This window comes from Paenibacillus periandrae, from assembly GCF_022458865.1.
GTDB classification, from domain to species: domain Bacteria; phylum Bacillota; class Bacilli; order Paenibacillales; family NBRC-103111; genus Paenibacillus_S; species Paenibacillus_S periandrae.
Map to the genome: position 1 here is coordinate 433,916 of NZ_JAJNMU010000002.1, position 14,610 is coordinate 448,525.

Below are 14,610 nucleotides of genomic sequence, written 5' to 3' on the forward strand. Positions count from 1 at the left end.
AAGAGGTATGAGTTGAGGGAGGATTTATAAGCATGAAATGGAATGCAAAAAAGCTTTCTGTCGCGCTGGCCTTATTTGCGTTAGTCGCTGTGGGTGTTTTTTATTCATGGATGACCTTTGCCAAGGAGGACAAGACCAGTACGGAGTCAGCTGCCGACATTAGCAAAACACCACCGGCTGCCAAGCCGCAAACGGCTGCACCAACGCCACCACCGGAGCCGCCTATTCCAACAGAGCAGGTCGATATCGCAATATTCGGCAGTGAACTGGAAGGCCTCTATCTGGCACGAGCTGCAGCCGATGAAGGTCTTAAAGTGAAAGTACTGGATCCGAGAGAAGGATTTGGCGGACAGGTGCTGCAGGGTGAAATGCTGTTTCTCGATGAGACACGGGATGACAAGTACAACCTGATGGTGCAGGGACGTGCCAAGGAGCTGTTCGATGGCTTCCGCAATGGCAAAATCCGCAAGCTTACAGAGTTTACGCAATACTTTGACAAGCTCAAAAAAGACATCCCAATAGAATCAGGTATCAAGATCGTCGATATTAAGCAAACAGCAGGACAATTCGGACCAAATGCCGTTGAATCTGTAACGTATGCAGGCAAAGACGGCGCCAAGAAGAACATCAAGGCATCCTATTGGGTGGATAACAGCGATTTTGCTGCACTGTTAAGTCAGTTGAAGGTAAACCGGATGCCCGGTTTGGAGCAATTTTATGGAGAGACCAAAATCGAATATATGAGTTCCGGATTTATGCTTAAATTCAAAAATGTCGATTGGGCCAAATTCAGCTCCAGCTTTAACAATATGACAGCACAGGAGCGCAAAACCAAATATGGCGGCGGTTCCGTAAGTGAAAGCTATGCGATCGGTCTTAGCGGAATGACGAGCGCGTACAAGCCGAGTAATGAAAGAGTCTTTTTACGCGGATTGAATGCCGTGAACCAGCGAGATGGCGAAGTGTTAATCAATGCTTTTCTGATATACACTGTTGATCCTTCGGATGAGAAATCGGTAGCGGAAGCGATGGAGCTTGGAAAAAATGAGCTGCCGCTGATCCTTAACCATTTCCGCAAAAACATAATTGGCTGGGAGAAGGCCGAGCTGAACGGTGCCCCTAACTACTTGTATATCCGCGAATATAATCATTATGAAACGGATTATGTGCTGAAGCCATCGGATATGCTTGGGGCGAATATGTTCTGGGATAATGTCAGCATCGCCGGTTATCCACTTGATCTCCAGGGGATCAGCACCAGCAAATGGGGCATCGAAATGGGAAGACCGGACAAGTACGGAATGCCACTGCGCAGCTTTTTGCTGAAGAATTATGATAATGTGCTTGTAGCCGGTAAAAATGTCGGCTCATCCGCAATTGCATACGGCAGCGCACGCATCCAGCCGAATACGAGCCTTGCCGCTGAAACTATCGGTATTCTGCTCGGTCAAATCCAGGGTAAGAAAAAACTGCGGGAGCTGAAGGAAGCCGATATGCCTGCGCTTCACAGCTACCTTGAGACCAAATACAAGATCAAGCTGACAGGCGTTGTTGGCAATAACAAAATCAAAGGCTGGACGGCTGATGAAATCGCCCAGCTGGATATAGGTAAAATCGTATACCCTGCCTATGTGAACACACGAAAAAAATAGGCCGACTCCTGCACCACATCAGATCGTAAATAAACAAGCCTCCAAAATGCTCCTAACAGGACATGATGGGGGCTGCTTTTTTTATAATATCAGAATTTCTAAGTTTTCAGCAGAGCTGAATATTCTGATATTGCAAGAAAAGCAACCTATTGGACGCGAATGTATCTTCACCGAATAAGCTTCGATCAGAGGCTTTTCTTATATAATCATTTTTACCCTATTGAAAACTCGCGCTATTGTCTATACTGTACATAGATCTGATAACTGGGAGTGAAGTATATGAAGAGAATTGTAACTCATAGCGCTAGAATGACCGAAATGCAGGACAATTGGAACCAAATTAACAGGGATTGGACCCGGTAAAACATACATGTGTGATCGGATTGTCCTCCCTGCATAATCGAAGCGAACAAGGGAGCAGATATTCATGAAAACACCATTGGAAACTTACGGCTATCAGCCGTTTTTTGCACAACAGGCCATACAACATAATGGCTATGAGGTTGGACGTGTCATTCTGGAGCATAAGCATCTGTACCGGATCCTGGGCGAGAACGGGGAATGGTTAGGTGAACTCTCCGGCAAAAGCCGCTATGAAGCTGCTCGGCGAGAGGATTATCCGGCAGTTGGCGATTGGGTCTGGATGACCCCATTGCCAGGCGAGCAGCGCATGATTATTCATGACATTATGAAGCGAAAAAGCAAATTTTCACGCAGAGCTGCCGGTTCAACCGTCGAGGAGCAGATCGTAGCCACCAATATAGACCGTGTGTTTCTGGTTATGGCCTTAAACCTCGATTTTAATGTAAGACGGCTCGAGCGCTACCTGCTGCTTGCCTATGAAAGCGGAGCCGCACCAGAAATCGTACTGACCAAAAAGGATTTATGCGACGATATAGCAGCCAAATATATGGAGGTAGAGGCTATAGCCCCAGGTGTACCCATCTATACCGTCAACAGTCTGGAAGATGATGGGATCGAATCGATTCTCGGCACGTTGAAGCCCGGAGAAACCATTGCGCTGCTTGGCTCCTCCGGGGCAGGTAAATCAACGCTGCTCAACAGCCTGTATGGTGAGCAAAAGCAGAAAACAGGTGCCGCACGCGATGGTGATGACCGTGGCAAACATACGACCACACACCGTGAGCTGATCGTGCTGCCTTGCGGCGCACTCATGATCGATACGCCAGGAATGCGCGAGCTTCAGCTCTGGGACAGCAGCGAATCGATGCACACCGCTTTTCAGGATATTGACGAGCTGGCTGCAAGCTGTCGCTTTGGCGACTGCGGGCACCACGGGGAGCCTGGGTGTGCCATTCAGCAAGCTCTCAAAGCAGGGACTCTGGACGATGCTCGCTGGAATAGCTTTTTGAAGCTGCAAAAAGAGCTGGCCTACACAGAGCGTAAAGCCGACGCAGGCGCGGCACGTGCGGAGAAGGAACGTTGGAAAAAGATACACAAGCAGCTGCGTGGCAGCGGTAATCGCTAGAATGGTATACCAAGAGCCTCAACCCGTCATATGAATGGGCTGAGGCTCTTGGTCTTTGTTATCGTCTCCGAAGCGCGAGCCTCACCACATTGTCCTGGAACGTCACAGCGCGTATGCCTGCAGGCTTGGGCAGGTAGTCGTTCAACGGAATTTGCAGCGGCTGCAATTGAAACCAATCCATCGGTACAGTTAATTGCTTGATTTGGGTTCCTGTATGAGTAGCTGTCAGAAAAGGATCCTCCCATTTGACGGTAAAAAACAACTGGGCTCCAATCGGCCACTTATCTTTATACATCAAGGTTACATCAGCTGTCCACTGGTTTCCCTTCAGATTGAATTGTGCCCCCGACAGCTTCCAATCCTCATTCAGCTGCGCACGTGATGAAAGTGTCTTTTTCAGCAAATCATTCACTTCGCTTTCGGTTAACACAACCTCCAGCCTTCGGTTTGCCAGCATATCCGTTAACTTATCCCGAACCGAAATTTCCGAATAATTCAGGTCCAGCAATCGATCCGGCTGCGCGTATGCATAGGAAACACCCAACAGCAGGATACAAAGGATAAGCAGCATTCCTACAAAACGCAATAGCTTCCCCATTTCCGCAGTTCCTCCTGACTATCGATAAACAAGTTGCAATGAACTTATGTCGGCTTGTTTTGTTTTTCTTTCAACCAGCGCGGAGCCCCTTTATTTTTACGTTCCCGCTTAAGCTCACGCTCGGATTTTTGCTGAACTGGCTTGGCGCCTTTTTTGGCTTCAGGCTTGGTTGCAGCTGCAGCATTCGAGGCACCTGACTTGCGAATATCCGAAGCTGTCACAAGCTTGCTCTCTGATCTGATCTCAGATCTGGAAGAAGCATTACTAGCTGGCTTATTGGAAGGTGGGTTGACCGGCTTGCCTGATGCAGACCTGCTCGGTGCTCTACCCGCTGCCGAAGAGGCTTTGGCAGGGTTTGGTTTACCCACAGCTGCACTGCGGACAGGCGACAGATTAGGAGAACTGGTAGGTACAGCCTCAGCCCCATTTGAACCATGCTCCTTCTTGTTTGCCTGACTCACGTGTGTCTCCTTGCCTTTGGAAGGGCCCGTTGATCTAGCTGCTCCGCGTGATCCTGATTGATAAATCTTGCCGTAAGCCATTTCTTGTTCTTCTATTTTACAGCCCAGCTTTTTAGCAAATTTATCGATAATAAACCGCTGTTTGTTCGTCAGGATGGAAATTGCCGTGCCCTTTTTCCCCATCCGTCCAGTCCGTCCAACCCGATGTACATAATGGTCGGCATCAATCGGCAGCTCGAAGTTGATGACATGTGTGACATGAGGAATATCCAAGCCGCGCGCCGCGATATCCGTTGCCAGCAGCAATTGGAATTTGCCTGCCCGAAATGCCTGCATCACCTTGGCCCGCTCCTGCTTGCCTGCGTCGCCATACAACGCCTCGATGGATAATCCGGCAAATTTCAGCTTTTCCACAATTTCAGCGACATTATCGATTTCATTAATGAATACAATCGCCGCAGGCATATTGTACAAACGAACGATACGGCGAAGCGTATCAATCTTGTCACGGTCCTCGCAGACGAAATACAAATGCTTCAGTGTTTCCGAGGTCCGCTGCTCAGGCGAGATTTGCACATACACCGGGTCCTGCATCCAGCGGCTGATGACAGCCTGGATAGGCTCAGGCATTGTAGCCGAGAAAAATAGCATTTGTCTGTTGCGCTGCGTACCTTTAAAGATGACTTCTACCTCGCGCATGGAGCCCAGATCAAATACTTGATCGACTTCATCGACGACAACCGTCTTCACATGGTGAACGCTCAGCTTGCGCAGCTTTAACAGCTCCATCACTCTGCCCGGTGTGCCGACAATCAGCTGCGGCCGAAGCTTGAGCTTGTCGATTTGCCGGGTTAAGGCAGCACCGCCAATTAGTCCCTGAACACGGATACCCGCTTCATCGGCTAGCAGCTGCAGGGTTTCCAGTATTTGAAAGCCAAGCTCGCGAGTAGGCACAATCACGATACCTTGAACCTCTCTCGAGTTCTTGTCAACCTGCTGTAATAATGGCAGTACGTAGGCCAAGGTTTTACCTGAGCCCGTTTGGGATTGCGCTACCACATCCTTGCCGGATAAAATAACCGGGATCGACTCCGCCTGAATCTGCGATGGGACCACAATATCTTTTTCCTGCAGTTTATTTATATAAACCTCATCAATTTGCAAACTTGAAAAACTGTTCATCTAATTCCTCCTAAAAGTTTTCGTAGAAAACTTACTTCGTAAGCATCTACTAGGTTTTGCCTTGGCAAAACCTTCTTCGTAAGCATATTCTTTGTTTTCGTAGAAAACTTACTTCGTAAGCATCTGCAAGAAGTCCGGTGAATAAGTACCGCTGCGCGGGCAAATATCCTTCCGAGAAGATGCTTACGAAGCCAGTTTGCAAGCAAACTCTAAGCTGTTGTTTCCGTATTTTTTGATTTATAAGATATTTAGCTGTAAAAGTACGGAAACAAAGGCGAACGCTGCGCTTCTCCAGGATCATTTGCCCACTCCGCTCATGATTCACCGAACTTCTGGGTTTTGCCTTACCTTTCACCAAACAAGCCTATAAAAGCATCATACCAATCGAAGTTGGTAACATCAATAGGAGATCTCCATCTGCTGAAGCTTCTGTGACAACCACTCGAATACCGCGTCCAATGCCTTGTCATCCTGTTCCCTTGGAAAACGGTGGCCGAAGCCCTCATGCAGCTCCATCGCAAAATCCTTGCCTGATCGCTTTAAGCTTTCAGCAAGCTTCCAGGCATGCCTCACTGGAACCAAAACATCTGAAGTGCCATGAACGATCATAATGGGCACCTTCAAAGCATCCGCCCAATATACGGGGGATCGGCTTTGATAAGCATCAATTTGCTTGCGGGGATGGCCCACAACACGCTTGAGCATACGTCTCAAATCGACACGCTCTTCATAAGTATCGAATAAATCGCTAACGCCACCCCATACGACAACAGGTCCTACACCTTGACACGCTTGGGCGGCTGACAGAGCCATGATCGATCCACGGGAAAATCCGATTAGCGGAACAAGTCCTGGCTTCACCTCAGGGAGAGATTTCATCATTGTAATCGCATGAATGACATCCAGTCGGTCTTCCCCGCCAAACTCATCCCGTCCCTCACCACCTTCATTTCCCCGGTAAAAAGGAGCAAACACTACATATCCCCGTTCTGCCATACTCATCACCCTGCGTTTGCGAGGCATACCTACTTTACGAATACCACCGCGGCAGAAGATCAATGCCGGGCAAGGCGAATTAAAGTCAGGCACCGCCAGATACCCTTTGACCCTCAATCCTTCACTTGAATAGGTTACTAAATATAGACGTACATCCGGTCTGTGACTTTGCAGCAGCTCTCTTTGTAATAACGTTCCTGATGGTTCACCGGTTTCGTCGATGTTCGTCAATGGGATTCTTTCCTTTCCATAGAAGTCCCTTGAATATTCCAGCTGCAGGCCATATATTTCTTGGATCGTTAACGCTTCTCCACGATCATTTGGCCAACTTCTCTCATTATTCATCAGACTTCTGATCTCCTGCTTTACAGAACTCACACAAATACGCTAGACTAGCGTTACCTTATTAATATGAAGACAAGGAGGCTTTTCTATGAATACAGAGTTTGAAACTGAATTCAACGCTTTGGTTGAAACCTTTGCAGAAATGGTGACAGGCAGCAGATCGCCGGAAATGGTGGAAAAAATCAAAGTTTGGTCCATATATAATCATATTCACAAAACAATGCCCGCCCTGGCCAGCCACTGGAATCAGGATCATCCAGAAAGTAGAGCTGTCATTCGAGGTCTCTTCGAGGAAGTGCGCGCCATGCATCTCGAGCTGAAAGAAAAGAACAAAAACACAAATCCTGAAAAGTAGTTCCATCTTCTGGAGAAGTATTACAAAGATTAACGCATCCGCACCCTGACACCAAGCAAGCGCCTTGAACCACTACCATATGGTCCAAGGCGCTCATTTGCATTTTTGCATATCATAAATGGTTTGTTTAGTTAGTAGACGTTTATTTCTTATTCATCATCTTGTAGGTGAACCTTTCAAAGGTCCGCGGAAACAGCTGGAACAGCTTGGCCCCAAAGCCTGCCACAAAAGGCATATTCACCTCAGGAGTCCCCTTCTCGATCGCACGCATGATTTTACCGACCACGTGCTCTGGTTTGAGCATAAACCATTTAATATTCGTCACATAATGGCCGGAAGGATCTGCCTTGTCAAAAAAAGGCGTATCAATCGGTCCCGGATTAATCGCGGTCATCTTGATTCCTGTACCAACCAGCTCCTGTCGGAGACTGTTCGTAAAACCCAGCACGGCATGCTTCGTCGCCGAATACCCTGAGGATTTGGCTGACCCAACTTTGCCCGCTATTGAAGCGATGTTAATGATATGACCTTTACCCGCCTTCATCATAACAGGCAGCACGGCTTTGGTACAACGAACGGTTCCCAAATAATTCACATCCATCATGTCGGCCATGTCTTCGATGGAACACTCCAGCAGCTTCTCAAATAGGCCGTAGCCTGCATTATTGATCAGAATATCAATACGGCCGTATTGCTCTATGACCTGCTCCATTGTCGAGACTACTTGTTCAGTAGAAGTAACGTCCAGCTCATATATATGATGCTCACCTTGCAGCTTGGCAGCAACTATCGCCAGCTTGTCAACCGAGCGTGCCATCAGCACAGGGATAGCTCCACGCTTCGACAACTCTTCCGCCATGAGGGCCCCGATTCCACTGGAAGCTCCCGTTATGACAACGATTTTTCCGCTAAACATTAGACACACCCCCACAAGGATAGACGGCACCGCCGATTTTGGAAGCACTTTTCAAAAAAAAGCGGCAGCTGTCCGTCAAGCCGGAAGCTACCACTTCTCTGTACCCGATTAGAATCAAACGATCAAAACCTGTATATCCAACTCACCAATTCCATCCATAATTAAAGGAATCGTCAATGCTTTCTTGGGAATAAATCCAGCAGCATTGGCGGAATGAAGCAATTTCGGAGGCGTTATATCAACACGCACACCCTGATTATACAACATGGTACTGGCGTTACCACTAATCATGTTGCCAAGCTCTGATATGGCACTCTTGCTCATATCATCCATCTCAGTGACCACATAGCCACCCATCATGGCGGAAACCATTTTCAACGCAACCTCTTCATGCAGACCGAATACGACATCTCCCTGCATCTCACCTGTCATGCCAATCTGTATCCAGATAAAGTTCTCTACGAATTTGACATCCTTGATTCCCAGCTGTCCGGTAGAAGGACGAATATTGGCGACTTGCTCTATGACAATTCTAGCAGATTCCAAAAATGGATTGATGTATTCCGCCTTCATAAAATGATCTGGCTCCTTTGCGACAATATCACGAGTCCTACATAGGTCTAATTTCTCCCTCATTATACCTACTTTTGACGCAAAAGTATATAACTTTTGTCTTGAAATGCTGGAATATCAATGTTTATGCAGGTTCGTGACAGAATGGATTAACGAAATGCCGCAAAGGGTATTTCAAATTCAGGCATACCAAAAGCATAGGCTGTGTACTCATATGGGTTAAAATAGATCACCACGCCGTTGTGCTTCAAAAAGTAAGGACGGTCAGGCTCTATCGTCTTGAACGGCGCTAATAGATCTAATCCCGTGTCCGTATACTGTCTAATAATTTCATTATTGATAATCGACACATAATTCGCATTGCCACCTGCTACCTCTTGAAGCGTTAGCAGATTTCCCGTAGTGAGATCAAATGTATAAGGTACACGTTCAGTCATCCCATGCGCTCCACCCAAATAGATATAATAGTCGATATAGAGGCTCAACCGCTTTTGTTCATTATAGGTGATCTTATACACACCATCGAGGCTTACAGGAGGAATCTTGAAATTCGGATTATCTGCTACCGCCTGTTTATTGTCAGCTGCTGCTTTGTCCATCAATACCTTGCTCGCCGAGACGTGAGCCTCAACCTCCTTCTTTAGAAAAGTATTCAGCTTTTGCTGAATACCGTCATCAGCAAAGCCGCTGATTTGCGGATAATTGACTTTAAGTGATGATTCTTTACTGGATTCGGTGATTTTCTCCGTATGGTACGTAAGCTGATTTTCCTGAATGGTAGCAATGCCTACGATACCCGACGCTGCGTCATAGGAAATCCCATAACCGACATTTTCCAGCAAAAATCGCAGCGGCACATAAGCCGTATCATCCTGCACAATAGGCGGCAAGCCATAAATTATCTGGTCATTTAGCGAATAGGCACTACTATACGGCTTGATCTCAATCTTCAATGACCGTCCCCTCCCGCTCACGGTAACGGTTTGATTAGCTTCGTCGTAGCCTGTTTTCAATCCCAGCTCATCGTTCAGAGAACGTAAACCGATGTACGTGTCACCCTTAACATTGGCGGTTGGAACCATCTTGCGCACCCCATCAATAAGTAGGGGATGGGAGGAAACCGTCATCCGTTCTCCTCCCACTGCTGCTGCGTAGGCTTCGGACGGGGCTTGCAAAATAAGAGACGATCCACCGCCTACAGCGACTGCCATGACAAGCGCTAACAGCCCTTTTCTACCGCGTCTTCCCAATTCCCTCTTTGATTTTTCCTTATATCCGCTTAGTAATGACTGTTGTTTCACATATTTAGAGCTCATCCTTTTTCATCCTTTCCGATTATGTCAGCTTCCCAGTAAATTACCCATCTTTGTCAAATCAGAAGCGTATGCATCACATCCGCACCCCCATCGAGTTACCAGAGCTGTATTTTTTCAGACCGTAATAAAAAAAAGCCGTCCCCAGGATCGTCAAACCTGCAGCTACTCCAATCGCCTGCCACACAAATACCGGTTCCATCGAACGAAGCAGACCTATTGGCAAATAGCTGATAAAGCCGGCAGGAATAACTGTAAACAATATCAGCTTCCCCCAACCGCTAAATATGCCCGTAGGATACGTTGAAAAAGCCAGTAGCCCATTAAACACCTGCTGCCCGATACCCTCGGCATTCCCGATAAAAAAGGCAAGCGATTGTACAATAACGACGAAAAATATAAAAATCAACAGCGCAATAAGCAGGGCCAGCATGAATTTAAATATCCCCACCAATGACGTATCCCCAAATAACCCATATACAAGCAGGGCAAACAAAACGTCGCCAATGGCTGAAACCGACATTCGGCTAATCAGAATATGAAGCAGCACCGGCTTCGGCTGGGACAGGAATACATCCAATTGACCTGACGCAATCAACGATGCCAACCGATAAGCATTGCCGAACAATACAGCCGACAAGCCAAACCCTCCTGCACTGACCGCCCACATCATCATAACGTCTTGCAGCGACCAGCCGTTCACAACCTGGAATCTCTGGAAATACAATCCCCAGAACACAATCCACACTAAATTGTTCACTACCATCATGCCAGCAGTTAGCATAAAGCTGACCCTGAATTCCATTGCTCCGGCCAAATTCAATTTCCAGCAGCCCCATACGAATGCCACAAGTCCTGCCGCCTGCTTGACCACTTGTTTGTCCCCCTCTCTGACTTCACAGATCATCACCTTAGGTCCCACCTGACCTCGACATCAACATCGACATACTTTTACCCGCCGTTCACATTCAGCTTGCGAACACCCCGGCTATAAATCATCCATACCCCGGCACCCAACAGCAGGATCCAGCACATTTGCGTGAGCAGCATGGGAGCGAGAGAAACATCGGCCCATTTTACAGCCGTTTTTGCCGGGAAATACAAGACCGTTTGGAAGGGCAGCCAGCGGCATACCTCCTGCAGCAGCTTGGGAAACAGCTCAAGGGGCATCAGCATTCCGCCAACCGTGAACAGCAGCTTATGGTACACAAATTCCAGTCCTCTCGTTTCTTCCACCCAGAACGCACAAAGAGCAAGAGCCATATTAAGCAAAAAGTTAATCGTTATCGCACCAAGCGACATCAACAGGAAGCCTATCCAGCCCCAGCCAAAATCAGGCCATCCGAAGATCGCAATGCCAAGCAGCCCGCCTATGCTCAGATTAACAAGCAGTCGCACCGTTACCTCGCTAACATAACCCACATAATGAAATGCAATGTAGTTCAAGGGCCGCGTCAGCTTGTAGCCAACGTCTCCGTTCTTAACCTCTTCCTCCACCCGTGTCGCAAGACTCGGAAATGCTGTCGTCAGCGCCTCAGCAAACAAAATATACCAAATCATCTGTGCATAGCTGTATCCTTCGATAAGCGAGGTTCCTTCACCCTGGTAGGTAACACTCCACAGCTGAATGAAAATATACATAATGAGAATAAGAAATATCGAGCGGATAAGGAAATCGTACACATAAGCAAAATGATTACGCAGCGTTACCCTGCCGATTGCTCCGTACTTAAACAGCTTGCCGACGAACGATATACGGGGGCCCAGCGGTTTGTCAATATGAGCAGCATCGGGATATGAGCCGTCTGCGCCTGAATTTTTGTTCAACGCTTGCATCATACGCGCGCTCCCCTCCTACTGGACGAATCCGGATTCTCTGGCATAAATATGGCTAATGATCTGATCCATCGGCGGATCTTCAATCGTAACATCGATAACCCTGTACTGGCTTACGATATGTGCCAGCACCTGCTCCATACTGACAGCTGTCGTCTCGATAGACAGCTTTAGTGTGAGTCCGTCCTGCTGCAGCACTTCCACACCAGGAAAGCTGAAGCTCGCACCTGCCTCCTGAAGCTGCAGATGAATCGTCTTTACCGTCAACAGCTCGCGCTTCATTCGTTCAACACCATCATCCAGAATAACCTCACCGTGGTTAATTACGACGACACGCTTGCATAACTGCTCCACGTCTCCCGCATCATGCGAGGTCAAAAAAACCGTCATGCCCTCCTCACGATTCATGTCCAGAATCAGCTCGCGAATTTTTTGTTTGACGATTACGTCCAGACCGATGGTCGGCTCATCAAGAAACACAATTTTGGGCCGGTGCAGCATCGCGGCAGCAATTTCACAGCGCATCCGCTCACCCAGAGACAGCTTGCGCACCGGAGTGTGCAAATAAGGTCCCAGCTCAAAACGGCGAACCAGATCATCGCGACGGCTGTAGAAATCGGAACGCTTCAATTCGTAGATTCGACTCATCAGCTCAAAGGAATCCAACGGCGGAAGGTGATACCACAGCTGGGACTTCTGACCGAATACGGAACCGATATGATAGGCTAGACGACTTCTTTCCTTCCAGGGACAATACCCCAGAACCTGCGCTTCACCCCCGGACGGATGCAAAATTCCCGTGAGCATTTTGATCGTCGTTGATTTACCGGCACCATTGGGTCCCAGAAAGGCGAGCATCTCACCCTGCTCTACCTGCAAATCCACACTGCGCACCGCCAGCTTTTCTGTGTATTGAGGCTTGAACAGCGACTGCATGCTCCCCAATAAACCCGTTGCTTTACGCTTCACGGCAAAAGATTTGGTCAACCCTGCTACCCGGATCGCATTCATCGTTTCATCCCCCTTTATCCCACTAACGCAGAAAAGACCTTGAGCCGCTTCGCCTTGGACAGGCGGAACTTACTCGAGGTCTTTTATCCCTACGGTGTAACGCAGCAGCCCGCTACGTTCGACTTCGCTTGGTTCGAGCAGGCCGTTACCAGCCCTCGGATCCCTAGAAGTCCTTCCACATAATTTTTAATATACTAACATCGAATGTAAATAATTACAATAAAAATATAAATTTAGCATGTTCAGTGAGCCTGATCTAATCGTTTAATCATCCGATAAAAAAGATGTCCGCTGACCTGAACAACACCATCCTCGCTATATCCCTGCTTAACATATAGCTGCTTGGCAGACGCATTTTCCTGATCTACAAGCAGCATAATTTTATGATGTCCAAGCTCTGTAGCCTGCTGTTGGAACAAGCGCAGCAGCTCGGTCCCGAGGCCCCTGCCCTGATAGTCCGAATGAACTGCGATGGAATCCAAATAGTACTCATCCTCACGCGCTTCGCGTTCAATCGTTTGCGTTGTGCTGCCGATCGCGGCCAAACGTTCAAGAAATGGACGATCCAATTCGGCTGCTTGGCTGCCATGGTAAGCAAGCATAAAGGCGATCACTCGCTGATCCTCTTCCAATACCAGCACATTTTCGAAGCTGATCCGGTTCCCTTTTTCCCGAAAAAACTGCCCCAGCACCTGCAGCGCATCCTCGACATCATCGGTTCCTGCCAGTGTGTGCACAATATTGCCTATCGCTGTATACATTAAACTGATAACAGCTTCCGCATCTTCTTTAGTTGCCTGCCGTATCATGAAAATCCCTCCTGAAGCTCGACTTACACCATAGTGAACCACAACCAAGATCCGTTTGCAAACTCATACCGGATCATCACCTTAACAACCGGGGTCCAGCCTGCAGGCTGTCAACTCACGGACCGTCCACACTTATTGCTTGCCAGTACCATATCATACAGTATCACACGAAAAGGGGGTTATCCTTATGTCCGTTATTTCCAATTACAATAAATGTGTCAAATATTTAAATCGGCGTGTCCGCATCAAATCCAGAAATGGAAATACCTATGTAGGAAAGATTGTCAAAGTCGATGGTAAAAGGGTACATCTTAAGGTTACTTCCGTCAATGATGGCAAGAAAGTCCATACCTCATTTTTCCCGTTTATTATTCCGTTAGTCCTGTTTGATCTGCTTGCTATCGTATTGTTATTTTAATCGTCGATTATGCCCTGATTTTGACAGCAGGTTGTGACAGCATCCTTAATGGACTTGCTGTACGATAGAGCTATCAGCGAATACGAGCGGCAGCCGAGCCTGCATCAAGGTTGTAAAGCTTGAATTCGGGATAAAATCTATGAAGCAGAAGGAGTAGGTAAGGTGAGCCCTATTGTATCCAATGAAGATGAGTTGAAGCAGCAGACACATCCCAAGCTCACGATGAAGATGCTTTATGAGCGGGTCAAGATACAGGAGCGGGAGCATGCTGCGCTTAAGCAGCGAGTCGAGTCTATGGAGCGGCAGTTGACAGAGCAGCAACTGCTAATCGGAGAAGTCGCGGTTACGACGGAACGGCTTATGTGGACGAAATCCCTGACCCCTGACAATGAATCACTCGCGGCTTCAGAGACCGTGATGGAGACCTCGACAAGTAAGGAAATGCTGGCAGAGACAGGAGCAGCGATGAATCATGAAGCAGTCAAATACAAACTGATTCCTCGTTCTGAACGTCAAGTCGCACCCAGACGGAAGTTTTTGTGGTTCTTTTGAACACAACGATAAGAGTGCCAGAGAAACAGGGTCAGTCCATGGCACCACAACAGCGATTGCAAAGTGCAGAAGCAAAGCTAAATGACCGAAGCAGGGAGCCAAAA

At 47.8% G+C, this 14,610-nt stretch carries 15 protein-coding genes; 5 read left to right on the top strand and 10 right to left on the bottom strand.

Features of this window, described 5'->3' with window-relative positions:
• Positions 1-32: 32 nt before the first annotated feature.
• Positions 33-1,652: an FAD-dependent oxidoreductase gene (locus LRL21_RS04510; protein WP_240414566.1), complete on the top strand. Its 1,620-nt coding sequence runs from the start codon at positions 33-35 to the stop codon at positions 1,650-1,652.
• 427 nt (positions 1,653-2,079) lie between these two features.
• Positions 2,080-3,141: a ribosome small subunit-dependent GTPase A gene (rsgA, locus tag LRL21_RS04515; protein ID WP_240414567.1), complete on the top strand. Its 1,062-nt coding sequence runs from the start codon at positions 2,080-2,082 to the stop codon at positions 3,139-3,141.
• A 58-nt stretch (positions 3,142-3,199) separates the two neighbouring features.
• On the opposite strand, the gene LRL21_RS04520 is transcribed toward rsgA, so the two are convergent.
• The 3 genes from LRL21_RS04520 to LRL21_RS04530 all read right to left on the bottom strand — a co-directional run bounded on the left by LRL21_RS04520 (position 3,200) and on the right by LRL21_RS04530 (position 6,723).
• A complete protein-coding gene (locus tag LRL21_RS04520) occupies positions 3,200-3,739 on the bottom strand; it encodes a hypothetical protein (RefSeq protein ID WP_240414568.1) in 540 nt (179 codons plus the stop codon).
• A 44-nt stretch (positions 3,740-3,783) separates the two neighbouring features.
• Positions 3,784-5,382, bottom strand: coding sequence for a DEAD/DEAH box helicase (locus LRL21_RS04525; RefSeq protein ID WP_240414569.1), 1,599 nt, complete (start codon positions 5,380-5,382; stop codon positions 3,784-3,786).
• A 399-nt stretch (positions 5,383-5,781) separates the two neighbouring features.
• Positions 5,782-6,723, bottom strand: coding sequence for an alpha/beta hydrolase family protein (locus tag LRL21_RS04530; RefSeq protein WP_240414570.1), 942 nt, complete (start codon positions 6,721-6,723; stop codon positions 5,782-5,784).
• An 88-nt stretch (positions 6,724-6,811) separates the two neighbouring features.
• Between LRL21_RS04530 and LRL21_RS04535 the strand changes: the two genes are divergently transcribed.
• Positions 6,812-7,078, top strand: a complete 267-nt coding sequence (locus LRL21_RS04535) for a DUF2573 family protein (protein ID WP_240414571.1) — start codon at positions 6,812-6,814, stop codon at positions 7,076-7,078.
• Between the two features lie 142 nt (positions 7,079-7,220).
• On the opposite strand, the gene LRL21_RS04540 is transcribed toward LRL21_RS04535, so the two are convergent.
• The 7 genes from LRL21_RS04540 to LRL21_RS04570 all read right to left on the bottom strand — a co-directional run bounded on the left by LRL21_RS04540 (position 7,221) and on the right by LRL21_RS04570 (position 13,536).
• A complete protein-coding gene (locus tag LRL21_RS04540; protein ID WP_240414572.1) occupies positions 7,221-7,994 on the bottom strand; it encodes an SDR family NAD(P)-dependent oxidoreductase in 774 nt (257 codons plus the stop codon).
• 114 nt (positions 7,995-8,108) lie between these two features.
• A complete protein-coding gene (locus tag LRL21_RS04545) occupies positions 8,109-8,567 on the bottom strand; it encodes a chemotaxis protein CheX (RefSeq protein ID WP_240414573.1) in 459 nt (152 codons plus the stop codon).
• Positions 8,568-8,716: 149 nt separating this feature from the next.
• A complete protein-coding gene (locus tag LRL21_RS04550; RefSeq protein WP_240414574.1) occupies positions 8,717-9,883 on the bottom strand; it encodes a PdaC/SigV domain-containing protein in 1,167 nt (388 codons plus the stop codon).
• Positions 9,884-9,956: 73 nt separating this feature from the next.
• Positions 9,957-10,787 carry an ABC transporter permease gene (locus tag LRL21_RS04555; RefSeq protein WP_240414659.1) on the bottom strand — a complete coding sequence of 277 codons (831 nt, stop codon included), beginning with the start codon at positions 10,785-10,787 and terminating at the stop codon, positions 9,957-9,959.
• 44 nt (positions 10,788-10,831) lie between these two features.
• Positions 10,832-11,719 (bottom strand): ABC transporter permease, encoded by an 888-nt coding sequence (locus LRL21_RS04560; protein ID WP_240414575.1) that lies wholly within the window; start codon positions 11,717-11,719, stop codon positions 10,832-10,834.
• Positions 11,720-11,734: 15 nt separating this feature from the next.
• The gene (locus LRL21_RS04565; RefSeq protein WP_240414576.1) at positions 11,735-12,727 is read right to left on the bottom strand and encodes an ABC transporter ATP-binding protein; all 993 of its coding nucleotides are present in this window, start codon (positions 12,725-12,727) and stop codon (positions 11,735-11,737) included.
• A 242-nt stretch (positions 12,728-12,969) separates the two neighbouring features.
• A complete protein-coding gene (locus LRL21_RS04570; RefSeq protein WP_240414577.1) occupies positions 12,970-13,536 on the bottom strand; it encodes a GNAT family N-acetyltransferase in 567 nt (188 codons plus the stop codon).
• Between the two features lie 187 nt (positions 13,537-13,723).
• Here LRL21_RS04570 and LRL21_RS04575 point away from each other — a divergent pair, with 187 nt between their 5' ends.
• Entirely contained in the window at positions 13,724-13,954 is a 231-nt protein-coding gene (locus LRL21_RS04575; RefSeq protein WP_240414578.1) for an eL33 family ribosomal protein, read from the top strand.
• 162 nt (positions 13,955-14,116) lie between these two features.
• Positions 14,117-14,506 (top strand): hypothetical protein, encoded by a 390-nt coding sequence (locus LRL21_RS04580; RefSeq protein WP_240414579.1) that lies wholly within the window; start codon positions 14,117-14,119, stop codon positions 14,504-14,506.
• The last annotated feature ends 104 nt before the right edge of the window (positions 14,507-14,610 follow it).